The organism is Alcanivorax sp. (assembly GCF_014762765.1).
Taxonomy (GTDB): Bacteria; Pseudomonadota; Gammaproteobacteria; order Pseudomonadales; family Alcanivoracaceae; genus Alcanivorax.
Window position 1 is genome coordinate 1 of the sequence record NZ_JABURH010000097.1, and the last position, 22183, is coordinate 22183.

The 22183-nt window shown below is 58.2% G+C and carries 27 protein-coding genes and 1 tRNA gene; 6 read left to right on the top strand and 22 right to left on the bottom strand.

Annotated features, from left to right (window positions below):
• Both HUJ17_RS05135 and HUJ17_RS05140 read left to right on the top strand, forming a co-directional pair.
• The coding region (locus tag HUJ17_RS05135) for a pyridoxal phosphate-dependent aminotransferase (RefSeq protein ID WP_290509665.1) at positions 1-998 on the top strand (998 nt) is incomplete at its 5' end.
• Positions 999-1066: 68 nt separating this feature from the next.
• Positions 1067-1142, top strand: a tRNA-Asn gene (locus tag HUJ17_RS05140).
• A gap of 252 nt (positions 1143-1394) precedes the next feature.
• On the opposite strand, the gene HUJ17_RS05145 is transcribed toward HUJ17_RS05140, so the two are convergent.
• The 4 genes from HUJ17_RS05145 to HUJ17_RS05160 all read right to left on the bottom strand — a co-directional run bounded on the left by HUJ17_RS05145 (position 1395) and on the right by HUJ17_RS05160 (position 5706).
• Positions 1395-3083: an Ig-like domain-containing protein gene (locus HUJ17_RS05145; RefSeq protein WP_290509666.1), complete on the bottom strand. Its 1689-nt coding sequence runs from the start codon at positions 3081-3083 to the stop codon at positions 1395-1397.
• Complete coding sequence (locus tag HUJ17_RS05150; protein ID WP_290509667.1) at positions 3083-4483, bottom strand: phage tail protein; 1401 nt, start codon at positions 4481-4483, stop codon at positions 3083-3085. Before HUJ17_RS05150 ends, HUJ17_RS05145 begins: the two co-directional genes overlap by 1 nt.
• A 129-nt stretch (positions 4484-4612) precedes the next feature.
• A complete protein-coding gene (locus tag HUJ17_RS05155; RefSeq protein WP_290509668.1) occupies positions 4613-5488 on the bottom strand; it encodes a Rha family transcriptional regulator in 876 nt (291 codons plus the stop codon).
• A gap of 68 nt (positions 5489-5556) precedes the next feature.
• Complete coding sequence (locus HUJ17_RS05160; RefSeq protein ID WP_290509669.1) at positions 5557-5706, bottom strand: Arc family DNA-binding protein; 150 nt, start codon at positions 5704-5706, stop codon at positions 5557-5559.
• Between the two features lie 95 nt (positions 5707-5801).
• Here HUJ17_RS05160 and HUJ17_RS05165 point away from each other — a divergent pair, with 95 nt between their 5' ends.
• The 4 genes from HUJ17_RS05165 (at position 5802) to HUJ17_RS05180 (ending at position 7112) form a co-directional block, all read left to right on the top strand.
• Positions 5802-6083, top strand: a complete 282-nt coding sequence (locus HUJ17_RS05165) for an Arc family DNA-binding protein (RefSeq protein WP_290509670.1) — start codon at positions 5802-5804, stop codon at positions 6081-6083.
• A 19-nt stretch (positions 6084-6102) separates the two neighbouring features.
• The gene (locus tag HUJ17_RS05170; protein ID WP_290509671.1) at positions 6103-6423 is read left to right on the top strand and encodes a hypothetical protein; all 321 of its coding nucleotides are present in this window, start codon (positions 6103-6105) and stop codon (positions 6421-6423) included.
• 86 nt (positions 6424-6509) lie between these two features.
• Complete coding sequence (locus HUJ17_RS05175; RefSeq protein WP_290509672.1) at positions 6510-6857, top strand: hypothetical protein; 348 nt, start codon at positions 6510-6512, stop codon at positions 6855-6857.
• A 12-nt stretch (positions 6858-6869) separates the two neighbouring features.
• Entirely contained in the window at positions 6870-7112 is a 243-nt protein-coding gene (locus tag HUJ17_RS05180; RefSeq protein ID WP_290509673.1) for a hypothetical protein, read from the top strand.
• On the opposite strand, the gene HUJ17_RS05185 is transcribed toward HUJ17_RS05180, so the two are convergent.
• The 18 genes from HUJ17_RS05185 to HUJ17_RS05270 form a co-directional block, all read right to left on the bottom strand.
• A complete protein-coding gene (locus tag HUJ17_RS05185; RefSeq protein ID WP_290509674.1) occupies positions 7095-9371 on the bottom strand; it encodes a hypothetical protein in 2277 nt (758 codons plus the stop codon). The genes HUJ17_RS05180 and HUJ17_RS05185 overlap by 18 nt on opposite strands.
• Complete coding sequence (locus tag HUJ17_RS05190; protein WP_290509675.1) at positions 9368-10570, bottom strand: hypothetical protein; 1203 nt, start codon at positions 10568-10570, stop codon at positions 9368-9370. The genes HUJ17_RS05185 and HUJ17_RS05190 overlap by 4 nt, the downstream gene beginning before the upstream one ends.
• Position 10571: 1 nt before the next feature.
• Complete coding sequence (locus HUJ17_RS05195) at positions 10572-11141, bottom strand: hypothetical protein (protein ID WP_290509676.1); 570 nt, start codon at positions 11139-11141, stop codon at positions 10572-10574.
• 9 nt (positions 11142-11150) lie between these two features.
• The gene (locus HUJ17_RS05200) at positions 11151-11390 is read right to left on the bottom strand and encodes a hypothetical protein (protein WP_290509677.1); all 240 of its coding nucleotides are present in this window, start codon (positions 11388-11390) and stop codon (positions 11151-11153) included.
• Positions 11390-12817, bottom strand: a complete 1428-nt coding sequence (locus HUJ17_RS05205; RefSeq protein ID WP_290509678.1) for a hypothetical protein — start codon at positions 12815-12817, stop codon at positions 11390-11392. The genes HUJ17_RS05200 and HUJ17_RS05205 overlap by 1 nt, the downstream gene beginning before the upstream one ends.
• On the bottom strand, positions 12808-13731 hold the full coding sequence (locus HUJ17_RS05210; protein ID WP_290509679.1) for a hypothetical protein: 924 nt from the start codon (positions 13729-13731) through the stop codon (positions 12808-12810). Before HUJ17_RS05210 ends, HUJ17_RS05205 begins: the two co-directional genes overlap by 10 nt.
• Positions 13728-13961, bottom strand: a complete 234-nt coding sequence (locus HUJ17_RS05215) for a hypothetical protein (protein WP_290509680.1) — start codon at positions 13959-13961, stop codon at positions 13728-13730. The genes HUJ17_RS05210 and HUJ17_RS05215 overlap by 4 nt, the downstream gene beginning before the upstream one ends.
• Before the next feature lie 16 nt (positions 13962-13977).
• Positions 13978-14676 carry a hypothetical protein gene (locus HUJ17_RS05220; RefSeq protein ID WP_290509681.1) on the bottom strand — a complete coding sequence of 233 codons (699 nt, stop codon included), beginning with the start codon at positions 14674-14676 and terminating at the stop codon, positions 13978-13980.
• Between the two features lie 12 nt (positions 14677-14688).
• Positions 14689-15396: a hypothetical protein gene (locus HUJ17_RS05225; protein ID WP_290509682.1), complete on the bottom strand. Its 708-nt coding sequence runs from the start codon at positions 15394-15396 to the stop codon at positions 14689-14691.
• Between the two features lie 87 nt (positions 15397-15483).
• On the bottom strand, positions 15484-16401 hold the full coding sequence (locus tag HUJ17_RS05230; RefSeq protein ID WP_290509683.1) for a hypothetical protein: 918 nt from the start codon (positions 16399-16401) through the stop codon (positions 15484-15486).
• A gap of 12 nt (positions 16402-16413) precedes the next feature.
• Positions 16414-16995 (bottom strand): hypothetical protein, encoded by a 582-nt coding sequence (locus HUJ17_RS05235; RefSeq protein WP_290509684.1) that lies wholly within the window; start codon positions 16993-16995, stop codon positions 16414-16416.
• A gap of 113 nt (positions 16996-17108) precedes the next feature.
• Positions 17109-17606: a hypothetical protein gene (locus tag HUJ17_RS05240; protein ID WP_290509685.1), complete on the bottom strand. Its 498-nt coding sequence runs from the start codon at positions 17604-17606 to the stop codon at positions 17109-17111.
• Position 17607: 1 nt separating this feature from the next.
• Entirely contained in the window at positions 17608-18480 is an 873-nt protein-coding gene (locus HUJ17_RS05245; protein ID WP_290509686.1) for a hypothetical protein, read from the bottom strand.
• The gene (locus HUJ17_RS05250) at positions 18473-18814 is read right to left on the bottom strand and encodes a hypothetical protein (RefSeq protein ID WP_290509687.1); all 342 of its coding nucleotides are present in this window, start codon (positions 18812-18814) and stop codon (positions 18473-18475) included. Before HUJ17_RS05250 ends, HUJ17_RS05245 begins: the two co-directional genes overlap by 8 nt.
• Positions 18811-18963: a hypothetical protein gene (locus tag HUJ17_RS05255; RefSeq protein ID WP_290509688.1), complete on the bottom strand. Its 153-nt coding sequence runs from the start codon at positions 18961-18963 to the stop codon at positions 18811-18813. The genes HUJ17_RS05250 and HUJ17_RS05255 overlap by 4 nt, the downstream gene beginning before the upstream one ends.
• The gene (locus HUJ17_RS05260) at positions 18953-20974 is read right to left on the bottom strand and encodes a hypothetical protein (RefSeq protein WP_290509689.1); all 2022 of its coding nucleotides are present in this window, start codon (positions 20972-20974) and stop codon (positions 18953-18955) included. Before HUJ17_RS05260 ends, HUJ17_RS05255 begins: the two co-directional genes overlap by 11 nt.
• Positions 20974-21711, bottom strand: coding sequence for a hypothetical protein (locus HUJ17_RS05265; RefSeq protein ID WP_290509690.1), 738 nt, complete (start codon positions 21709-21711; stop codon positions 20974-20976). Before HUJ17_RS05265 ends, HUJ17_RS05260 begins: the two co-directional genes overlap by 1 nt.
• Positions 21704-22183 (bottom strand): terminase family protein (locus HUJ17_RS05270; protein ID WP_290509691.1); only part of this gene is annotated, 480 nt, incomplete at its 5' end. The genes HUJ17_RS05270 and HUJ17_RS05265, both read right to left, overlap by 8 nt.

Consider the following 22183-nt stretch of genomic DNA (forward strand, 5'->3'; position numbering starts at 1 on the left):
AGTATACCCCGGTAGACGGCACTCCCGGCCTGAAAAAGGCCATCATCGACAAGTTCAAGCGTGACAACAGCCTGGACTACGAGCCCAACCAGATTCTGGTCTCCAGCGGCGGCAAGCAGTCCTTCTTCAACATGGCCCTGGCCCTGCTGAACGACGGCGACGAAGCCATCATTCCTGCCCCCTACTGGGTGAGCTACCCGGATATGGTGCTGGTTGCCGGCGGTGTCCCCAAGGTCATCGAAACCGACGTGAACAGCCGTTTCAAGATCACCCCGGAACAGCTGGAAGCGGCCATCACGCCGAAAACCCGCCTGTTCGTGATCAACAGCCCGTCCAATCCTTCCGGCATGGCTTACTCCATTGAAGAGCTGGCGGCCCTGGGTGAAGTGCTGAAGAAGCACCCGGACATCATCGTCGCAACCGACGACATGTACGAGCACATCCTGTGGACCGGCAAACCCTTCGTGAACATCGTCAACGCCTGTCCGGAACTGTACGACCGCACCGTGGTAATGAACGGCGTCTCCAAGGCCTACTCCATGACCGGCTGGCGCATCGGCTATGCCGGCGGTCCGCAGAAGCTGATCGCAGCCATGAAGAAGGTCCAGTCCCAGTCCACCTCCAACCCGGCCTCCATCAGCCAGGCAGCGGCAGAAGCCGCGCTGGCCGGCGATCAGGGCTGCGTGGACGAGATGGTCAAGGCGTTCAAGGAGCGCCACGACTACCTGACCGCGGCACTGGATGCCCTGCCCGGCGTGAAATGCGCCCAGGGTGATGGCACCTTCTATGCCTTCCCGGATTTCTCCGAAGCGATTGCCAACCTGGACGGCGTGGAATCCGACACCGACCTGGCCGCCCTGCTGCTGGAAACCGCGGAAGTAGCGCTGGTACCGGGCTCCGCCTTTGGCGCGCCTGGCTGCATGCGCCTGTCTTTCGCCGTCGGCATGGACACGCTGAAAGAAGCCATCCGCCGCATTGAGCAAGCATTGGCTAAATAAGCAACAAACGCGCCTCCGGGGTGTTGACGACCCCGGAAGGCGTCACTAATATACGCGCCTCAAGACATTCCGCCTTAGCTCAGTTGGTAGAGCAAATGACTGTTAATCATTGGGTCGCTGGTTCGAGCCCAGCAGGCGGAGCCAAATAAAAGGCGTTGAGAGTTACCAACCACTAACGTCTTGGGTATATCCAAACATCTTGGGTATATTCTGAAAGCCCTGCCAGAAATGGTGGGGCTTTTTTATTGTCTTGATCAGCGCAAAATTCGCACACCACCCTCAGCCATCACCTGCAGACGCCCTCCCTGGCATCTGAGAATCTGACCCTGCCCGCCGCCGGCCACCGATCTCCATTCACCGGCCAGCGACATACGTGTCAGCGTTATGCGGCGGGCGTCAGAAGATAATGGTGCCGAGGTTTGACTGGTCACTCTCGTTGGGGAGAATGGCGAAGTTATCATAGGTTGTTGACGCTCCATTGGCAGTGCCGATACCTGCCTTCGCCACCCCAGAAAAGGCCGCTTCGTTAAAATTCAGCAACTGCTGCCAGCTTGACCCGTTGAGCCTCCCTGCGCGAATTGTGGTGCCGTCGTCATACCACCAGATAACATCGTCTGCGGCCCGTGTTTGTGTAGGGGCACCCGTCAGAACTGAGAAGTTCCCGTCCTCAAACTTAACCGCCCTGAAAGTTCCCCCAGACAGCCATTGAACAGCGATGTAGTTGTCCTCGTCTACCGTCCGCAGACAGGCAAATATGTTCTCCCCGCTAGAGGGGCATGTTACCCGGGCAAGGTACACGTCAGCCCCTGCTTCGGCGAAGGCGAGCCCCCTGTTGGTGACACCGGTCACTTCGACTACGTCTGCAGCCTCTCTGACTGTAGCGGACGATTCTGCCCCTACGGTCCAACCGTTGCCGCTTGCGTCCACGTTTGGCGTGTGCATGGAAAGAGGCGTGTCCGCTGTCGTCTCTGTGAAGGTGTCTTTGAAAGAAGGATCTTCTACGATTGAGTTGATGGTAATATTTACATTCGACACGGAGGCATAGGTGCCGTCTGTGGCGCTGTAGCTGAACGAATCACTCCCGTTATAGTTTGGATCGGGAGTGTATTCAAACGTACCGTCACCGTTATTTGCCACCTCTCCGTCAGCGGGGCCAGTCTGGACCGCATAAGTGATAGGATCCCCATGAATTTGTCGACCAGAAAAGCTATCTGTAGTTGTTGTGTCCTCGTCAAGCGAGACCGCCACATCCTCGGTGATAACGGTTGTCCCCGAGACTAGCGCTCCCTCAAGCAGCCAAGCATCAATATCGGAAACGCTGGACGCCACATTTGATCCGACGAAAATAAACTTCCAGACGTACCGCTCTTCCGCGTTCCTATCGGGGTCATCACCCAGGCCAACATAAAAGCCGTTCACGTCATACTTCGTGCCAACAGGGTTTACTGTGGAGCCCTCCAGAATGCCATCTATGTAAAGGTGGTATGTGTCGTTGGGCGCGTCATACACTATGCCAGCTGTGTGCGACTCTCTATCGGCAACCACCGACTGAGAAACAATGTTATCGGCAGCGTTGTCAGTCGGCGCGTACACAAGTCGGCCCGTGTTGGCTTCAAACGTAACCCCTCCATAGTGCATCCCTCCGCCTTGCTGGTTGATCCACATAATATCAACTGCCGAGACATTCGGCGGCGCCTTTATCGAAAAGGAGCAGAACGCACTAAAACTGCTATCAGCAGCGCTCAGAGAAAACTGATTTGTGCCAAATATATACCCGGGAGAACTAGTATTCTCGATGTTATTATTGCGCCAATAAAATGGTGTGGCGCCTTTATCGTTGATCTCGTACCGGCCAAGCTGACCGTCAAAAGTGCCGATCTCATCATCTTCTTGAATTGGATCGCCAGTCCCGGATTCAGTTAGAGATCCACTTACAGTAGCATCCCAATAATCGCCGTCTTCGCCTGCACTAAACAGAGAAGACGGCGAAAAGCTGGCGCTTACTGAGGCGCTAATCCCGCCAGAGCCAATACCGGCACCGCCAATTCCTCCGCCGCCAATTCCGCTATTTGGTGAAATGCCCATTAGTAGCTCCTCCAGCCGTAGTAGCAGGCCCAGACCACGTAGACGTTGCGCGGACGGGCTTCGTCGCCGCCCGATTCACTGGTTGTTTGTGTTGACTCGATGTCATCATCAATTTTCGCGAGATACACATTGGCGCCGCCGGTTTTTGTTGAAACGCCGAAGTTGTGATCATGGGCCTCATTCTGGCCAAGCTGCTTGGTGCCCACATTGTCACCCGTGGTGCCGTCGCCCCGGTCAGTACGGGTGGCTGCGTCCGGGTCGATGCCGGCGCCGTTGTCCCAGCCGCGCAGGAACTCCCCTCGGTAGTCGGGCAAGTTGAATGTAGTGCTGCCGTCGCCGTTGCCGTAGATGGTGCCGTAGCGGGCGAATAGCTCGGCGTAGGTGGTGCGACTCACTGCACTGCCATCGCACACCAGCCAGCCCCTGGGGAGTGATTCAACGGGCCATGTGTCCACCTTGCCGATGTCGCGTTTGGCGGCGTCGAAAATGGCCACCTTCTCGAAGGGCTCGGGCTCGAATGTGGATACGGCCGCACCCTTGCGAAACACCACATCGGTAAAGTAGAAGTCCTTGGCGGACACGGCCCCGCAGCCGGCGGAAACCACGATTTCTACGCCATTGGAACAATCACCCATGGCCGTGCTGAAGGATATTGTGGTGCCTTCGGAGCCGGACACGCTGATAGCATCGCTCTGGCCGATCAGGGTGGTGGCGGTGAAATTGTCCTCTGCAGTGGCCTTGAAAATGCTGACGGTGTAATCCACCGACGCAACCAGGTTATGTAGCACCGCGCACTGGAAGATGGCGGTCTGGTTCACCAGATCCCGCACATCGTAGCTCTGAAAGCGCATGCGGTAATCAACCGTGCCGCCGGCGCCGGTGGTCAGGTCATCCACCTGTAGGGCGTAACCGGACGTTCCGACGCTGGTGGTGCGGACGGTCTTCACATCGCCATTGGTCGGTGTGCCCTGGGCCTTCACGAAAATGCCGGGGCTGGCCGCTTCCTGGTAGGTGCCGGAAATGGTCGGGTCGTCACCGGTAACCAGCCGAAAGTTGCCGTTCACGGCCTTGTTGAACAGGTAGCCCTGTACCACCTCTTGGCCGCCGCCCGGGGTGTTAACGGTGCTGGTGATGGCCGCCACGTCATCAATGGTCCAGATGGTGTTGCCGTCAGAATCCTTGCTGACCACCCGGTATTGGCCGTCCAGCCAAATATCAGCGTCAACCTGGCCGTTGGCGTTCAGGGGGTACGGGTTGGACTGCTCTACGGTCAGGTCCTCGTCGGAAAACACATCCTTGGGCGTGGTGGTACCTGTTTCGTAGAAGGTCAGCGTCCCGTTGCTGTTCGGCAGGCCCGCCGTGGTCAGGAACTGCTGCTTGGGATTTACAATCCGGCTCATCAGGGTCTCCAGAAACGAGAAAACCCGCCGGGTGGCGGGTTCTGGGTAAATTCGTATCTGTCGGCCCTATCTGGGTCGGTCAGCTATTTCTCCCCTCTGCAGCGCAGAGGGGAGGTTTGGTGGTCCTTGTTACACGCAGGCTACCCGGCGAAAACCTCTTTCGCGGATGCCTGTTCTTGGGTGCAGTCCATTCAGTGCCCGGCGAATGCCCACAACGTCGCCAGCTTGGTCGCTGAACGGGTGAAACAGGCGCCCCAGCCGAGCAAGGCGTTCATCAACTTCCTGCCACTGCTCACGGGGAATCGGCGCAGAGTAGCCGCCCCGGCGCTCCAGAACCGCCTCAACCAGTGGCATGAACATCTCAGCCGGGTAGCTGTTGGGCTTCTTCACCTGCTCCGTCAGCCGCGCCAGCGTGTCATTCAGGGTTTCCCCTACCACGCTTTCCTCTGCCGGCAGCCATTCACCCTCCAGCGGTTCAGCACCCAGGTAGCGGCAAGCCGCCGGGTACTGGTTGGCGGGTATCTGGTCGTACTTGCCAACCCCGAACTTGTCCTTAAGGGACCGGTACACGGCTGCATGGCTGTTGCCGGGCTGGTGGGCCAGCTTGTTCACGATCTGCTGGATGTGGCGCTGCTGGGGCGCTGTCAGCGTATCCGGGTGCAGCGCCTTCTCCATGGCATTGAAGGCCTCAATGTATGCAATCTTGAATTCGGCGGCCTTCTTGCCGGTGAAGCCCATGACCAGGAAGACAAAGCCATCCTTGGTCATTTCGTAGGCTTCATACTGGTTCCCACGGTGCTCATATTGAACCGCCGAAAAGTTGGCGGTTAAAAAATGATCAGGCGCGTCTAGCTTCCGAATCTTCTCCGTGACGTGCTTGTGCTGCTTGCCGAACACCTGGGCCACCTGAAAAGAGGTGGTCACCGGGCGCCCCCTCTGGATCGCGATACACTCCGCTGGACGGAGCTGGATGACTTCTGCTGATTTTCTGGTAGTATTGGTCATGTCAGATTCCTTCGCTTTGTCGTTGGATTCAAAGCCTCGGGTGTTCCAGCACTCGGGGCTTTTCTCTTTCAGGCGCACTGCGCCTCCTTCTGCTTTGCCTCTCGGATCAGCGCCACCAGTTGGCCGTTCATCGAACGACTTTCCGATTTCGCCTTATCCTTCAGCCATTCCGCCAGGTCGGCAGGAATTCTGGTTTGCGTTCTCAATACCGGTTTCATAATCCCTCCTGTGACACTGTTGTCGTGCCACAATATCGTGACACGGTAGCAGTGTCAACTTTTGCGCGACACTATTTTGGTGTAAATTCGCGCCCATGGATAAAGACGACCGCTACACACGCATAACCCTGCGCATCCCTCGCGAGCTTCACTCGAAGCTGACCGATGAGGCAGAGCGCACCAGCAAGTCACTTAATGCCGAAATTATTGGCCGGCTAGAGGATTCGTTTGCCGGCAAGGGCATCACTGCCGAGACGCTCCGTGATATAGATGGGCTCCTTTCCAACTACCGGGACCTGATTTCCGCGATCCGCTCTGGCGGTGACGCCTCAGACGTCCCCTTTATCAAGAAAGAGATCGATAAGCTCAAAAAATAACAACAACCAGGAGCGGGGAATGAGAATTCTTTCTGCTGTTATCGCTTTTAACGACTCTGGGAAGATCCACAAATGCGACGCAATACTGCACAAAGGCGTGCTTTGCCTCGTGCCAAGCTGGCTGCACTACCCAGACGAAGGATATGTAAAGCCAGAGATGCTAATTCGCCTAACCGGGGCTCAGTACCAGAAAACGGACAATCCGGCCTTCGGGGACTACCTTGTAAATACTCAACTACCCAGATCCGTGCTTGAGGGCCAGATCCCGTCCGAACTAGCAGATGTGTTGAGCGTGGAAAATCTGCCGGACGTAAAGATACAGTCCGGCGGGGTGCAGTAGTTTCCATTGTCGGCTCCTGGGGCGACCGCCCCATTCAAATAATTGCGTTTGATGGTAAAGTGGCTAAAACCAATTGCAGGTGATTCATGGACTGGATCTTAGATAATCTCAGCGCTTTATATCTATGGGCTTCAAATTCACCTATTTTTATTCAGGTGGCATTGGGGGTATTTCTTGGTCTTTTCTCTATGACCCTGGTAGGGCTGATGATGGGGCCCAGAATCAACGCCGTTGATATGGCAAGAACGCTTACAGTCCTTGAAAACCAACTTGATTCTATTTACTTCCAGGTTTATCAGATCAATCAGTCCACAGAGGAAATTGAGCATTTGCGGCATAACTCTGATGACATTCTTACTGCGCTGCAGGGCATAGATATTGAGGTGTCAAATATCGAAGCAGGCGTTAACCCCAAAATCCCAGATGACATTTGAGAAAATACCCGCATGGAAATACTCACCTATCTCGCATTCACCATGCTGTTCGCCATCCTGTCCCTGGTGGCGTTTATCGCTATGACCATCGCCAAGGCCGTTGCTGCTCGTCCTGAATTGGCAGATGTAGACCCTTTTGCTTTAAGGCTTATTACTAAAATCAGCGGATTTTGTTTTTATTTCTGTACCGCTGCTGCGGTTTTCATGGCCATTCTTGGCCCTATTTATTTTGTTCCGCTATGGCTCGACAGCTGAACTGTTCAGCCACGCTGTAACGCCCATTCGGGCGATAGCCTGCTTCTCAGCATCAGACAGGGCTGCCGTATACCGCTTCCAGCCAAGGCTATCCTTCAGGGCCTTTTCTGACTTCTGAAGGGTGCCCGCCTTCGCATCGCTGACGATATTTGACACATGGCGCTGGAATGACGGAGAGCCAAGCAAGTCGCTGGCCGCTATATTGAGGCGCTTTCCTTTCCTGGCTGTCTGAAGGACGCTGGCTGCCGCCTCGCCAGCTGCGCCACTACCAAGGCCGGTCATGCGCAATACTCCGCCAGCCACCTTGCGCAGGATGTTCTCTGCCATATTGAATCCCTCTTGGGCGGCCAGCAGGCGGCCTGTCATGATGCTCTTCTCGTTGGCTCGCTTGATGGCGCCCACGGCCCGCCCAAGGTTGTTCAGGTCCTTTCTGGTTTGAGGGTCGAGGTGTTTATACAGAGACCGCTTCGCCAACTCGTTGGAGCTAAGCTCGTTATACCATTGATTGAATCCGCTAATATTTATAGGACTATCCATGTCCTTCTGCTTGAACAGTTTTCGGTAAACCATGGATTTTACTGCCTGCTCGCGCATGTCTTCGGGGAGCGCCTTTACTGCATCATCAAACTCTTTAACCTGGCCTTTGGTTAGGCTGTTCATTTTTTTATCAAAGGTCGCAGTGAAGGATCTGTCCAGCTGCTTGCCCAGCACTTTTTGTGCCGCTTCTTGCGCTGCCTTTTTCGCTCCTGTGGCCTGCATGGCCTGGGTGTATGTATCACCAAAACCAAGATCGTCGGCTATGCCCTTGAGCGTCCCTGAAACTGCGTTCGCATAGGTGTCGAGCTCATAGCTGGCCGCATCGCCAAAGCCACCTTTTCCTTCGCGAGCCGCATTCAGCTCTTTGCGAAGGCCGGTCATTGCTGACCAGGTCTTTTCCTTGGGCGCATAGATAGGGCGACCAAGGGCATCATTGGTGCGAGTCAGGAAGCGCTTAAACAGTTTTCGCTCGATGCCGCCGAGCTCCGACACATCCCCGCCGACCTCATCCAGGCGCGACAACAGCTTGTCTGTGATTGGTGTCACATTGACCTTCTTGTCGGGCCTGACAGAGCCGTCTAGCTGGTCATAAAGCTTGCTCTCAATGCCCCTGGCGCGCTCGATACCGCTGGTAATCTCGTCAGCCACATTCATGTTGAGCACTGAGGGGTCATCCACCTCGGCACGCACAGCCAGCTCGTCAGCTTTTGTCTTCAGGTTCTCAAGGAACTGACCATATCGCACGGATGATTCAGAAGCAGGGACTGACCGTGCTGCCCCTGCCAGCTCCCGAAAGGCCTCATTGCCGGACAGCACTTCCGGAGGAACTGACTCTGCCGGCATGCCCAGATCCTCGAAGGCACGCACAGTCTCCATTTCCGGCCGCACCTCTTGAGCCATCGCTCTTTCTACCGCCTTCTTTCCGGGAATGAATTTGCTATCTGAGCCAGCAACTTCCACACCTTTAGCCAGCTCCTCAATAGAAGCTGGAGGAGGTTCCGGGGCTGCTCGCTTCAGTTTTGACGCAGGAAGAAGCATTGCCAGCGCATCAGGAAGTGTTGCGCCCGCCGCGTAAGCTGCGCCAGCTTCTGGCGAGCCTGGCTCGGCACCCATCGCCTTGGCCAGCCCCTCTCCCGCCCCACCAGAGATGCCCTGAAGCTTCTCCCATGCGGCGCCAAGCTCTTCCATGGCCAGCATGGCCTCTTGGGAGCTTTCCGCCTTGGGCATATAGGTCATGGCGGAGGAAACATTCTCGACCGCCTCTGCCCCCTCGGCAGGACCGTCTGCCACTGTCTTTCCTATCCCGGCAATACCTCCGGCCACCTGGGCAAGCGTTCCGGTCCCCATTGATGCGGCCAGCTCTGCAGGCACAGATGTTGGCGATTTACTGATGATGTCTGAGATGACGTCTGCTGGACTTTCTCCATCGTAAACTCGCAAATAGCCGCCACCCGTTTCCATGATTGCATCTGCCATTTGGCGCAGCGCCACCCAGTGAGGGATTTTGTCGTACCATGCGCGACCTTCTTCGCTTTCTGGTTGTGCGCTTACTGTCTGCTGCTGAGCCGATGGCTGCTCCTGAGCCACAGCGGGCGCAGGAGAATCTAGAGGCGCAGGCACAGCGCCACCCTCTGCCTTCTGGATCGCCGCCTTCATCTGCTCCGGGCTGGTGCCATCGGGGAACTCGATGATGCCAAGCGTAGGATGCTCTACCTCAATCATTTTGCAGGCTCCAGTTCACCGGTTTCAGAGTTGTACCGCATTCTCTGGGTTGCCGCGCCTTCTGGGGCGGCATCGCCTTCCTGCTCCTCAGAAACAAACAGCGGGTTCTGCTTCATGTACCGGTTCCAGTAATCCTTGAAGCCGTCCAGGGTGCCGGTTTTTGATACCCAGGCGTCCATTTCTGCCGCCTTCTGCTTGTTCCGCTCCTGAACCTTCCTGAATGCGCCGATGGCTGCTCGGTTTGCCTCCACGCCTGTGCCGAGACCGCCAATAACCTTTTGATAGGCTTTTGCATCCGAATCGGTCATCTCGCCTTCGCCGGCTTCACGGAGACTGCGCGACAGCTTGGTCGAGATACCTTCCAGCCTCTCCGCTTTTGCGGTATCCATGCCGGTAAGATTGAATCCGAAAGCTGATTCCGTGAATTTATCGATACCCGTACGAGCTGGAGCCAGAGTGCCTGTTTCCAGGCCACTATTCAGGATTGACTCCAGTTCATTGGCCAAGGCGATATTTTCGTCTGCAGATGCCGCCTTCTCGGTCTGCGCTTCCCACTGGTTGGCCTGCTTTTCGGCCAGTTTTTCGGCAAACTTCTTCTTGGAGGCACCGAAACCGTCCTCTCCCTGGCCGCCAATGTTGATGTTGGTGGATGCCTTGGCGTAGCGGTCGCGGATCAGCTGCTGCCCCTCCGGTGATGCCGGGTCGATGCCTGCCGCGTCCATTTCCCTGAGCAGGGCGGTTTTTTCTTCAGGGCCCAGGGCCATCTGGTAGAAGGTGCGGGCGATGTTGAAGTCGTCCACATCGAACTGGTCTTCTTCACCCATCAGGCTGGCAATCGTGGGATACATGCCCACCTGCACAGCCCGGGTGGCGTTGGCCACAAAGTCCTCAGGCGTTTCAGCGCCGCCCAGGCGCTCGAACAGGTCGCGCTTTTCCTCGGCCAGCTTGCCCAGAATGGCTTGCTCCTGCTGTTGCTGCGCAGCCTGCTGGGCGGACAGCCTGTCCTGCACCTGGGCGGCCATTGCCGGGTCTCGCATCATGAGGCCTTCCATGGCGTTGGGGTCGCCCATCATGGCTTGCCCGGCCAGTTCTTGAGTCTGGCCGCGCTTGTAGCCCTGGATGCCCTGACCGATAGTTTGGCCGAGCTGGCCGAGCTGGCCGGCGTAATCAACGCGCATCAGTTGCGGATTTACAGCCATATCAACCTCCCATTGAGCCGGGGCTCATCAGTGCAGCCGCGCCAATACTTGCGCCAGCATTCAGCAACCCCATGCCCATGCTGCTTTCATTCGCCTGTTGCGCCATGCGGATGTTCGCCACGTCGCTGGCGTACTGGTTGCCGGCACCGGCGATATTGGCGGCGGTGTTCATGCGGATGCCGCCAAGCTGGGACGCAGTGTCGCGGCCAAAGCCGGCCAGACCGGTAAGGGTGTTCATGTACTGCCCGAAGGCGCTCTGCCCCAGGTCGCGCATGCCTTCCATCCGCTTGCCGGAATACAGGGTGCCGGTACCGGCCATGTCCTGCAGCATGGTTTCCTTGCCCACATCCATGTACTGCTGATAGATGGGGGACTTCTGGTAGTTGCTGCCTGTGCCGGTCACCACGCCTTGCAGTTCCTGCATGACGGACGGGTCCAGCATGTAGGGATTAAGCAGGTCTTCGGCGTACCCGCCAGCACTTTGCAGGCGCCCCTTGTTCTCCTGATACTGATCATAGAGAAGCTGGCGAACCTTCCGGGCCGAGTCGGCTCCGCTGGAAAAAATACCCATTATTTCACCTCACACAGCGATCCAGCCGGTGTTACCCGTGCCGGTTTGCTTGATGTACAGAACACTGCCGGAAGACCCTGCATCATCCATGTAGAGTCGGGTTGGGTCGGCCTCCACCACCCCTTCAGGGGAGCCGGTGCCGATAAGGATTTCATGGTCGTAGAGGAACGATTCCAGGAACTTCGTGGGCTTGCGCTGCTCGTCCACGATCTCCTGGTTAACATCAATGGTCTGACGGGGGGAGGCCATTACATACCCTCCTCAAGCGTTATCCAGGCGCGGTACATGCGCACTTCGACCGGATCAGACACCCTCAGGCGCAGGGCAAAATCCTGATTCCGGATGACTCGGCCAAACTGGTACATGGGTACCCGGGTGTTGTACTGCCCGAGACGGCCCAAATTGACCGAGGAATGCTCTACCCAGGTGAGGCCGCCGTCTTTGCTGTACTCGACCATCATCAGCGGGTCTTCGCCCTGCCCGTCTGTGAGCCCGACACCGGTTTCCATGTCGATCTCAATCATCGGGATGACCACATCCTTCTGCCAGGACAGGGACGGGGTGGTCAGCTCGAACGTCATCTGGCTACCGTCTTCGGTGCGCGACCCGTAGCTCATGGTGTAGAGCTTGCCGCTTTCGCTATCGGCGACGATAACCTGGTCATAGGCAGACACGGCGCCGGATACGCGCCATTTGCCCATGCCGTCGCTTTTGCGCTTGTGCCAGACGCCCTGGGCCAGATCAAAGCCCCAGGTTACGCCCTCGGTGGGGAAGGTGAGGTAATAGACCTTGTGCACCGGGCCGTCGACGTAGAAAGCGTAGGCGTCATCGATCTTGCTGTACCCGGGATTGCGCAGGGAGCCGTCGCCTCTCACCTCCAGGGTGAAGGCCAGAGTGGACACCTCCACCATCTGATTGCCTGACAGCATGCGGACGGTCTTGTCATCCGAGAGAAAGCACGCGGTGTCACCGGTGCGCACAATGCTGTTCACGGCGGCACAGCCTCGCTCGTAGGAGGCGCCCTTTACCTGTCGCACCGGCAGGGATGAATCGTTGATGCTCTGCCAGTATTCAGTTGTCTTGGTGCCGATAACCCACAGGGCCGACTTCAGTGCGAGCGGGGCCACCACGTTGTCCGGGGATTCCTCGGCAGTGGCGATGGCTGTGGATGGGTAGGTGGTGCCATCGGACACGGCAGAGGCGAAGAACTGGTTGCTGTTGTCTTTCGGGAACCAGAAGCGCTCGTTCAGCACGGTCACATAGCTGGCCGCCTCGTAATTCGGGTCGGATACTGCGGCAAGCCCGACAGAGGGCTGATAGACCAGCGCCTGGCCAAGGCCATTGAGTACCAGAACCTGGGAATCATCGGGGATGTTGTTGGCCGCCAGCACGCATCGGCCTGAACCGCCAACTGTGCCCAGATTCACCAGATTCTTGAGCCGGTCCACCTGGTACAGGCTTTCTCCGGCCACAAAGTAGATCAGCCCATCCACCAGCAACAGGTCAGAGCGGATCCGCGGCTCTTCGCAATCAATCCACTCTTCCAGGCCCTCGGTGCGGCGGACGGAAATAAACTCCTGTTCGCCCTCCATGTAGCCATTGATCACCTCGGCCCGGCTCTGCTTGCTGTTGTAATCCAGGTCAAAGCCGCCCAGGGGGAACTGGATCATCGGCATGTGAGCCTCCAGTCGGCCACTTCGGTGTCAAAGGTCATGGCCTGGGCCAGCGCTTCCTGAGCCTGAGACAGCACCACCTGATACCGCTGGGGGTTGGTACCCATCTTGGTGGCAAGCAGCACAGCCAGGTTCAGGTACAGCGCAGGGAACCAGTACTCGGGAACGTCCAGCGTTTCCGTGGAAGCGGTTACTGCCTCAATAACTCGTTCGTAGGTGAACGGGATAACGATGTCTTCCCGGTTCACCGTGGGCCACAGGTAGATGGTGCTGGCCGACAGTTGGCGGGACACGTAGGCCAACACCGGCACAGACTGCTCTGCCTTGTTCGGCAGGGCCATGTAATCCGCCCGGGCATACATCTGCATGGGGATTTCGTAGGTGCTGCTGTCGATTCGGCGCACCTGTCGGATCCGCTGGCAGGCACGGAAGGTGCCGTCATACGTGAAAACCACGGCGCCGCTGTTCACGTCGCCAGTCAGTGCGTCAGCCAGTGTCACCACGTTGCCAGACGGCGCACCGTTCACTGTGGTCCAGTGCATGGTGTTGTCATCCATGAGGATGCCAATGTTCAGCCCGCTGGTGATGCCGGTGACGCTGGTCAGGGTGACCGTGGTGTCGGTGTCGGACGCTGCTGCGGAGGTGGCGGTGCGCGAATAGGCATTCGCCACCCTGGCAGTGGCCAGACTGAACGATTCTCCACCCTTGGTGGGGAACAGATAGCCCTCTGTCATCGTCCACAGATGCATGCCGCTGCCCTGCCATTGGCGCAGCAGCATGTTCAGGCTTTTCTTGCCCCGAGCAAACAGGTTGCCGCTCAGGGTTTCGCCGTCAGCCGCCACCCCGAGAGCATCGTAAGCCTCTTCCAGGATCTGGTTGACGGTGTAGCCCAGCTCGGTGGTGCCGGAAGTGGTCATATCACGTCAAAGCTCACGGTTGGGACATCATCAGCCGGCTTGGGCCGAGCGTCTGGGATAACGGTTTGAGGGATGATCTGGGGCGGAAAATCCTGAGGCTGGCGGGGGTGCCAGGCCTCAGGTATGACGACATAACCATCCCAGCGGACCAGGCACTCGCTGCGCTTCACCTTGAAGCCGGTCACATCGCAGATGGTGTTGCAGGTGCCCGGGACAAAATGGTCAGCCATTGCCTATCTCCTTGGTTCAGACCATCCGGGCGCTGATCACGTCATATTCGACGGTGCCGTTGGTCCAGGCGGTGCACTTCAGGCGCGTGGCCTTCGGGATGAACTGCAAGTTGCCGTCCGCCGTGGCGGTGCCATCCACGAAATCCGAGGAATCGTGGTCCAGCCAGTTGCCGCCGGCGGCGTCCCAGCTGTAGCCGTCTTTCCAGGTCTGCACCTGCACGTTGTCGAAGGTGTGCTGCACGGTGTAGGTGGCCGTGCCACCCAGGACAACCGCTTGAGCTACACCGTCGCCGATGTAGTGATCCAGGGGGATGGAGGGGGTTGCGAAGGTGGCAGCGATGCCCACAGTGATGCTGCCGGTGCCGGCGCCATCGATGACCACACTAGTCACTTCGCTGAAATAGCCGGTGCTGGATGCGCTGGTGGCATTCGGGCCGGTGATGGCCTCGGAATACTCCTGCCCATCCTGATCCAGACCGGTCACAGTGAAGGTCACGCCGGAATCGTCGCCATCGGAGGTCACCGTCACGGTTTGGCCGATCCGGCTGTAGGGCCGGCCACTGGCATCGGTGTCAGAGCGGCGGATAACCGCCACCCCGTCCACCACCAGGGCCCCGTCAAGGGTCAGATCGCCAGCAGCGCCGGGGGTTTGGCCCTCGGCAATGCCGTCAGCATCGACCGCCCGGGGGAGCGCATAAATTCGTACAGGACGCATGGTGCACTCCCTTTATCGTTCCTGGGCCGCGAGGATGTAATCCACGGTCATGGTCTTGGCCGCGGCTGCACCGTTCTGGATGTGCATCATCGGTGCAATCAGCTCGTCGTCCGGGATGTTGGTAACGGCCACGTTGTCAACCAGGCCGCCATTCACCCACACGGCAATGTTGTCCACGCCGTTGTAGTAGAAGCTCAGGGTGATGTCGGTGGCATCCGCCAGGGTGGCCAGCTCGGTGCTGGTGGTAGCGGTGCTGTCCTTGGTGACAACAAAGTCCACATCAGTGTCGCCGTCATCCTTGCGGAAGAAGGCGCCATCGGTGGGCGCAGTGCCTACCGGGTCGGTGGCCGTCTTGATGGCCAGGCCGACAAACACATCGGACTCAGTGGCATCAGATACCTGCAGCTTGGCTTCGAACCACAGCTTTTTGCCTGCGGTGAACTGGAAGCCTTCGCCGGCAAGGATCAGGTTGTCGTAATCGTTGTCTGCTGCGTCGTTGGTGAGCAGCAGTGCGCCGCCCAGCTTGTCGGTGACTGCCTCAGAGGCAGAACCACCACCGGCTTCCACCGTGGTGATTGTCCAATCACCGGCAGCAAAGGCGTTGAAATCGTTGAAATACTGGTGGTACTTGGTCGGAGACATCGCACCGAAGGAGCCCCAGAAGGACTCAGGATTGACGTTGCTCAAACCATTCGGGAAACGTGTGGGCTTGGTAGCCATGAGAAAATCCTCACTGATTTATCAGCACCCCGAAGGGCAAGGAATAAAAAAGGGGCCCGAAGGCCCCTTTTCATGGTGGTGCAGGTGTTACACAGACGGACCGGACCCGTAGATACCGCGCTTGTCGGTGGCGCCCACAGAGAAGTAGGTCACGCCAACGTGGCGGTAGTTCAGGGTGTTGGTGTCGCTGTTGTCGCTGCGGAACTCGCTGTCCATGCGGTTGAAGAACTTCAGTCCATCTTCCACATCGTTGGCGATGCTCCATGCGCCACCATCGGTCAGGTACGGACTCACGATCATGCCGCCCGGGAACTTGCCGGTGGACGCCAGCGCATTGATGGCGTTGTTACCGGTGTCGTTCTGCAGGGTGGACCGCAGGATGCGCGCCGCCTCGAATTCCAGCTCTACCGGAATCAGAAGCGCCTTGGTCTTCACGTTCACGCGCAGGCCGGCCGGATCCTTCCAGCGGCTGATACCGATGCAGGCGTCTTCCAGTGCCGCTTCGGACAGCTCCGAGTAAACACTCAGGCGGTTGGCGAAGGAGCCGTTCTTCAGCAGGTTGCTGTTGCTGAAGAGAGGCTTGCCGTCACCGTAGGTCACGTTGGAGTCATAACCATCATTGATCACGTCATGCGCAACCAGCTCGCGAGCTTCCTGCAGGGAGCGGGCAAGCAGACGACCAGACTTCTCGATCATGTTCTGGTACTGGTTATTCTTGATCGCTTCATACGTGATGATGGTGCCTTTCGCGTAGACGCGGTTCTGGTAGATGGTGGAATACAGCTGCTGCTCGCCATCGGTGCTGATTTCCGCACCTTCCGGTTTGAGCTGTGCAGCCCCCAGGCCAGCCATGGACACGTCCACTTCGTAGGCCTTGTCGGAATCTTCAACCATCATCCACTGTGAGTAGAGCGGGCTCCAGTTGTCGTATTCCGTCTGTGCTACGGCATTTACGCCCTCCTGCAGGAGGCGGGCGATGTTGCCCTGATTAACGGGTGCAGGCATGAGAATGTCTCCTTATACGCCGCTAGAGCCAGCGGTGAGGTTGGATTCGTTCACACGAACGCGCCATACCGCATTGGTTCCGATTTCGTTGTCGGTACCCAGCGCCAGACCCAGGATGGTCATTTGCGCGCTGGAGCCAGTGGCGGCAGTGCTGCTGTCCAGTTCGACGCCGGACACGCCGGTCACAGTGGAGCCGGCAGCGACGATAACGTCAGCCACAGAACCCACGTCAGTTGCGGCCAGTGCGCCACCCACAGAATCTTCCTGAATCTCGAAGATCATGTCGGTTACCGACACCGCCCAGGCGGTACGGGCAGTGGAAGCCGGGCCATACAGCGTATTCAGGGATTCGGTGCTGTAGTCCGGTTCAAAGCCCACGATTACGTAGTCGATTTTGTCGCCGGCAGCGCACTGCTCGACGGACGGGAAACGGCCAGATGCATCAGAAGATCCGGCCAGTTTCACCGGGTCACCAACAAACACGCTGGTCGCGTAGGTGCTCGCAAGAGACACCTGGGTCAGCTTGCCTTTGTAGTCGCCGCCGGTAAGGGTAGATACCGGGCGCAGACCGAAAGGCGCATCACTATTAGACATAGTGAATTCCTCCAGTTGGAATCAGGTTTGAGTTGAATGCTGATCCCAGCGCCCACTATCTGTGATTGCTGGTCGCACAACCGAGGCCGCGCTATCTGCGCGGTGGCAATGCTTTAGGTGTTGGGTTGCCCCATGGTGTTCGGCAGCACTTTCATGCCGTCGCCGAAACCGTCCGGGGTGTAGGTATCCACACCCGGGTTGCCGAGACGATTGTCCACCGCTGCACCATAGGCGCGTTTGCGCTCACGGTTTTCCGCATGGCGGGCATCAACGATTTTCTGCGCGAACCCCTTGGGGGCGTACAGCAGATAGGCGTTTGTCGGCTTGCCGTCACCCGCAATGCCGCAGGGCACACTTGCGTACCCGTCATCGGTCTTGCCGGCCTCGGTCTTTTTGGTGAACTCGTCGTCGTACAGTTTGTCCTGGTCCCAGACTTTCCAGCCCCGAGCCAGGTGCCGCTGGATGGAGCCGCGGGCGTTGTTGATGACACAGAAGTCGTACTGCTCCCGGTGCTTTTCGATGATGTTATCGAAGGGCAGGCGCTTGCCAATGTCCAGCGGTGAGCGGGCTTCCGGGATGTCGGTTTGGGTCTGTTTCTTTGCAGCAGGCATATCAGCCTCCGTATTGCTTGGCGAGGGTTTTGGCGTATTCACGCTTGGCCGCATCGTGGTGGTTGATCCAGCGGTCGTGCATTGCCTTCACTTCAGGAGGCATCTTGTCCGCCGGCGCCTGGGCCTTGCTTGGGCGCCGCGCTCCTTCCACCTTTGAAGGCCGTTTGGCTGGCGCTTCACCACCGCCCAGCCGCTTCTTCACAGTTTCCAGATGGGTCTGGATTTCCGCCTCGGTCAGGTTGCGGCCGGCACGCTGCTGGGCCTGAGCCACCACGGCATTGAAGGCGCCAGCAAAGGCAGAGGCATACACCGGGTCAAACTCAGGCGCTGCAGGGTTCAGCTGCGGATTTTCGCTACGATAGGTAGCGATGACCGGCGGCTCCTGCGAGTCGCCCGCTTCCGCTTCGGGGCCCTCTTCGATCTGGCGACGCTGCTTTTCCAGGTCGTCGTAAGCATCGAAGTCCAGGTCTTCCCGTGCCTTCTTCTTCTGGTCTTCCAGCTGCTTCAGAAGGCGCTCTTTTTCCTGCTCGCGAAACTTGTCGAACTTGACCGCATCCTCTTCAAAGCGCTTGAACTTTTCCTTCACGCCCTTCAGTTCATCGAGGATTTCTTTCTGCTGCTTGAAGGCCTTCGGGCCCCGGTAGTATTCCGGGTCACCGCCATCAGCAACGTACTGCTCGTAGCTTTTGAAATCCTCGGGCACATCGTCATCGGCTTCGGGCGCATCCTGGTTTTCCGGCTGATCACCGTCAACCTCTTCCGGCAGCTCGGCCATGGCTTGCGGCGCCCCGCCCATCTTCTGGGTTTCGGCTGCCAGGCCGTCCAGAATATCCTGCGGGACGGCGCTCTCTTGTGGTGAGGTAGGATCAGGCATCTTCCGCCTCCTCAATAATGGTCAGGACATCATCGTCATTGATGATCTGGTAAAACTCGCTGGTGGGTCGGTCCAGGCTGTCCTTGTAGCGGAACAGGTGGCCTGCGTACTGCTTGAAACGGATCTTGTCGCCCACCTTGATGGGGCTGTCGTTACCGAATCGGTCTAGCTGGAACGCTGCCGGGCCAATATCGACCACCTCACCCACGTCATTGGCTCGCTGTGCGGCCTCCCATTCGTCGTCCGAATGGAACTTCACGATGCCGCCGGCGGATTCACGCTCCACCTGCTGCGGCCTTACGATCACTCGAAATCCTGTCGCCTTGTCCTTCATGCCACCTCCTCCTTGACCAGCTCGTATTGCTCAAAAATCCGCATGGGATTCTTGAAATCCTCTGCCGCCTGGGTCGCACCCAGATTGCGGAACAGGTTTTCAGCGGTCTTGTCGTTGGTGTCGCCCACAAAGGTGGCGTTACGTCGCACGTCCCCCAGCTGGTCCTGGTACCATTCCAGGGTTTTGAGGAACGATTGGGTTGTTGGATCCTCCAGCCATAGGCGTATTCCGTCCCGGCTGATCCGTGGGTACTTGTCTGCCATTTGCAGCTCCACTGTTGAGTATTTCCAGGGTTCTCATTGCCTTGGCTTCTTCCATGTCCGCTATCTGCGCAAGGTTCTTCATGGCTTCGGTCAAGGTTTTTACGCGGTCGGCATCTGCCTTTTCGGCATCTACCTGCATGGAGGCCAGTTGCTGGCGCATCTCGCCAACGGCCTTCATCTGATCCAGTGCAAGCTTTCCTTCCTTGACCGCCATCTCGCGGTCTTTGAACTCGGCTTCCATCTGGGCGTACTGGAGTTGCAGCTGCTGCATCGGGTCGACCGCATTGGGGTCCGGCTCCGGCAACAGCTGATCAATATCGGGAACGCCCATGGCCTTGTAGTACTGCTCATAGGCGTAACGGACGTTGTGCATCTGGGGATTACCTTGGGCGGCCTGCAATACGGCCTCGGCCCGGGCAAGCCTCTCCCAGTCGCTGCCCTGTGATGGGTTCAGCGTGGGGGCGATGTCGCAATCATCCGGGTTGAAGTCCTCACGCAGGCTGGCTTCTTCATCCACCACGTACTGGTACTGCTTGTCGTCCCCGTGCAGGAACAGCAGCCGGAACATGGCCTTGAACTCGGATTTGAAGCCCTCGCAGACGCGCCAGATCATGGCGTTTGGCGCCTTCAGTGCCTGCTGCAGGCGAGCCAGGTACAAGCTGGCCGCCTCATTGGCGTTGGCTTCAACCTGCTGTCCGGCCACGGTCATGCGGCGGGCGGCCTCTTCCAGGTGCACCATCATCTGGTAAAGCGTGGCGTTGGGCCCGGCGAACGGGAACTGCATCACCGAATCACGCAGGCTGTTGCCGCCGGCCACCTGAACCTGCTTGAACACGCCCAGCTCCATTTCCACTTCACCGGTCTGGAACTGCGATGCCTGGTTGCCACGTGGCTGCACGCCATGGGCGATCAGGCCAGAGTTAGACGCCATGTTGGCCAGCGTCCCGGCGTCAATCATCTGTCGGGTATTGGTGTTGATGGTGTGGAACATGTCGTGCAGCAGGATCCCGAAGCCCAGGCCCATCGGGGAGCCTTCCGGGTCAGGAATCAGCTGCTTCTGCGTCAGGTAGGCCGTGGGCTTGATGTCCACCACCTCGCCCTGCAGGTTCAGCGTGACGTCTTCCAGCTCGAAGTTAGGCACCACACGGACCAGGGCATCCAGTTCCTTGCAGTACATGCCGATGTAGGGCTCGGCATAGCCATCGTCGTCCAGGTCGTAGGTGAAATAGACCTCGCAGAACTCGAACTCGGTCTTCTCTTTGTTCAGCTTGTCGACATCAACATCCCACAACTCGGCACGCTCCATGGAGACGATGCGGTTACGGGAAATCTGGAGCTTGTGGGTGACCTGTGGCGCATCTTCGAAGCAGTCCACTTCCTGGCTGAAGATGACCTCGTCAGCCATCACCAGGCCGGTGCACAGCGTGCCGCGCACATCGTCCCACCAGGTCTTCTTGTAAGTGGTGCCCACGACCGGCAGTGCCATCATTTCCTTGTCGGTGATGCGCTTCCAGAGGCTCTTCTCCACCTCGTAGTTGGCGAACTCAGTCACACGGCGCGCGCGCGCTTCCTTCTCCTCACCCGCCGGGCCCTTGATGTCAGCAAACACGATGTCATCGCGACTGAGCACCTCCATCACAACGCGGCTGTTGAAGTCGATCGCCGCTTCCATGATGTAGGGCATCATCACCTTGGCGCCGCCCTTCAACTTGGTCTCCACTTTCGAGGAGTCCATTCGGGCCAACTCTAGCGCCTTGTCGTACTTCTTCAGGTAGTCGCCCATGGACTGCTCGTCCTGGCCGTACTGATCCAGCACCTGCCGCTGCATGTCGCGCAGGCCTGCATCGTCCAGATCAACCACAAGGTTGTCAGACTGAAGAATATCGGTGAGATTCATTAGTATCCTGTCGGCCCCTCAACGGAGCGTCTGTTGCCCTGAACGTAAACGGGTATGGTGATGGCAGCTTCCAGGCCAGACATGACCAGGTAGCGCATGCAGTCCATCAAGTGATCGTTTTCCTTTACGATTCGGCCTTTCTGGTCCCGGCGATAAAGCCGGAACTCGGCCAGCGTGTTCTGCAGGGTCTTGAAAATCTTCAGCCTGCCGGATGAGAGCCGCTGCCAGACCTCGAAGATGCCCGCCTCCACCGCGTTGTTGGCCGGCACCAGATTCAGGCCGAGCTGCTGGTAGATGCCCATCAGTTGGCTGCCGTCAGTCTGGCTACGACCACGGGAAGCCGGATCAATCACGCCCGGTATCCAGTCCGCCCGTGAGCGGATGGCATCGGCGTGGATGCTGGGCTCAGCGTTGCCCCGGTAATGCTCGGACCAGAGATAGACGATGTCGCTCTCACGGTCCCATGCGCCCCAGATAGCGGCAGTCCGCTTCCAGCCCACGTCCATGGCGTAGACCATCGGCCAGTGGCCGGGCACCTGGAACGGATCGCAAACGATCTCCGATTCCGGTATCGGGTAAATGGCACCGGAGCCAAGGGATGGCTTGCCGAACTCCCGGGCATCACGCAGATGCGGCGGCGTTGATTCGCGCAGCTCTGCTTTGGCCTTCTCGTCCAGGTGCGGCACATCGTTCCAGCCAGCCATGACCAGGTACTTGCTGGGGCTGATCTCAGGCACTGAGCTGGTACTCCTTCGGCAGGAAGCTCATCACCACGTTGCTCAAACCCTCAAGCGGGGTAAACGTCAGGTAGACGATGCCGCCGGTGGTCATGGTTCGGGTGACGCACTCGCTGTAAACGTCCTCGGGCGGCTCCTCATCGAGCCACACCAGATCAATCTCCGTGCCCTGGAACTTCTTTCGGCCCTGCTCGTAGGACTTCAGGGTCAGCACGCTGGTACCGCCTGACACATGCTCGATGTAAATATCCAGGATGGCGCCGGGAATGCCTGAGCGCGGCGTCGTCTTGATGATTTTGGATTTCGGTATCAGCCCGGTGCCCTCGTAACCATGCGGGCCGACCAGCTTGCGCTGAATAATGTCCCGGGTGGTTTCGTTGGTATCGCCGGCAGCCCAGCCAACAATCGGCTTGGTGAACCGCTTTCCTTCCCACCAGTCCGGATAATCGCCGGTCAGGTGCAGCACGGTTTC

Excerpts from the sequence above, each read along its gene's own strand:
- HUJ17_RS05145 (WP_290509666.1), bottom strand. The coding sequence starts at position 3,083 with ATGGGCATTTCACCAAATAGCGGAATTGGCGGCGGAGGAATTGGCGGT.
- HUJ17_RS05240 (WP_290509685.1), bottom strand. The coding sequence starts at position 17,606 with ATGCCTGCTGCAAAGAAACAGACCCAAACCGACATCCCGGAAGCCCGC.
- HUJ17_RS05215 (WP_290509680.1), bottom strand. The coding sequence starts at position 13,961 with ATGGCTGACCATTTTGTCCCGGGCACCTGCAACACCATCTGCGATGTG.
- HUJ17_RS05220 (WP_290509681.1), bottom strand. The coding sequence starts at position 14,676 with ATGCGTCCTGTACGAATTTATGCGCTCCCCCGGGCGGTCGATGCTGAC.
- HUJ17_RS05200 (WP_290509677.1), bottom strand. The coding sequence starts at position 11,390 with ATGGCCTCCCCCCGTCAGACCATTGATGTTAACCAGGAGATCGTGGAC.
- HUJ17_RS05235 (WP_290509684.1), bottom strand. The coding sequence starts at position 16,995 with ATGTCTAATAGTGATGCGCCTTTCGGTCTGCGCCCGGTATCTACCCTT.
- HUJ17_RS05210 (WP_290509679.1), bottom strand. The coding sequence starts at position 13,731 with ATGACCACTTCCGGCACCACCGAGCTGGGCTACACCGTCAACCAGATC.
- HUJ17_RS05150 (WP_290509667.1), bottom strand. The coding sequence starts at position 4,483 with ATGAGCCGGATTGTAAATCCCAAGCAGCAGTTCCTGACCACGGCGGGC.
- HUJ17_RS05260 (WP_290509689.1), bottom strand. The coding sequence starts at position 20,974 with ATGAATCTCACCGATATTCTTCAGTCTGACAACCTTGTGGTTGATCTG.
- HUJ17_RS05185 (WP_290509674.1), bottom strand. The coding sequence starts at position 9,371 with ATGATTGAGGTAGAGCATCCTACGCTTGGCATCATCGAGTTCCCCGAT.
- HUJ17_RS05250 (WP_290509687.1), bottom strand. The coding sequence starts at position 18,814 with ATGAAGGACAAGGCGACAGGATTTCGAGTGATCGTAAGGCCGCAGCAG.
- HUJ17_RS05155 (WP_290509668.1), bottom strand. The coding sequence starts at position 5,488 with ATGACCAATACTACCAGAAAATCAGCAGAAGTCATCCAGCTCCGTCCA.
- HUJ17_RS05205 (WP_290509678.1), bottom strand. The coding sequence starts at position 12,817 with ATGCCGATGATCCAGTTCCCCCTGGGCGGCTTTGACCTGGATTACAAC.
- HUJ17_RS05160 (WP_290509669.1), bottom strand. The coding sequence starts at position 5,706 with ATGAAACCGGTATTGAGAACGCAAACCAGAATTCCTGCCGACCTGGCG.
- HUJ17_RS05225 (WP_290509682.1), bottom strand. The coding sequence starts at position 15,396 with ATGGCTACCAAGCCCACACGTTTCCCGAATGGTTTGAGCAACGTCAAT.
- HUJ17_RS05245 (WP_290509686.1), bottom strand. The coding sequence starts at position 18,480 with ATGCCTGATCCTACCTCACCACAAGAGAGCGCCGTCCCGCAGGATATT.
- HUJ17_RS05190 (WP_290509675.1), bottom strand. The coding sequence starts at position 10,570 with ATGGCTGTAAATCCGCAACTGATGCGCGTTGATTACGCCGGCCAGCTC.
- HUJ17_RS05230 (WP_290509683.1), bottom strand. The coding sequence starts at position 16,401 with ATGCCTGCACCCGTTAATCAGGGCAACATCGCCCGCCTCCTGCAGGAG.
- HUJ17_RS05180 (WP_290509673.1), top strand. The coding sequence starts at position 6,870 with ATGGAAATACTCACCTATCTCGCATTCACCATGCTGTTCGCCATCCTG.
- HUJ17_RS05195 (WP_290509676.1), bottom strand. The coding sequence starts at position 11,141 with ATGGGTATTTTTTCCAGCGGAGCCGACTCGGCCCGGAAGGTTCGCCAG.
- HUJ17_RS05175 (WP_290509672.1), top strand. The coding sequence starts at position 6,510 with ATGGACTGGATCTTAGATAATCTCAGCGCTTTATATCTATGGGCTTCA.
- HUJ17_RS05165 (WP_290509670.1), top strand. The coding sequence starts at position 5,802 with ATGGATAAAGACGACCGCTACACACGCATAACCCTGCGCATCCCTCGC.
- HUJ17_RS05170 (WP_290509671.1), top strand. The coding sequence starts at position 6,103 with ATGAGAATTCTTTCTGCTGTTATCGCTTTTAACGACTCTGGGAAGATC.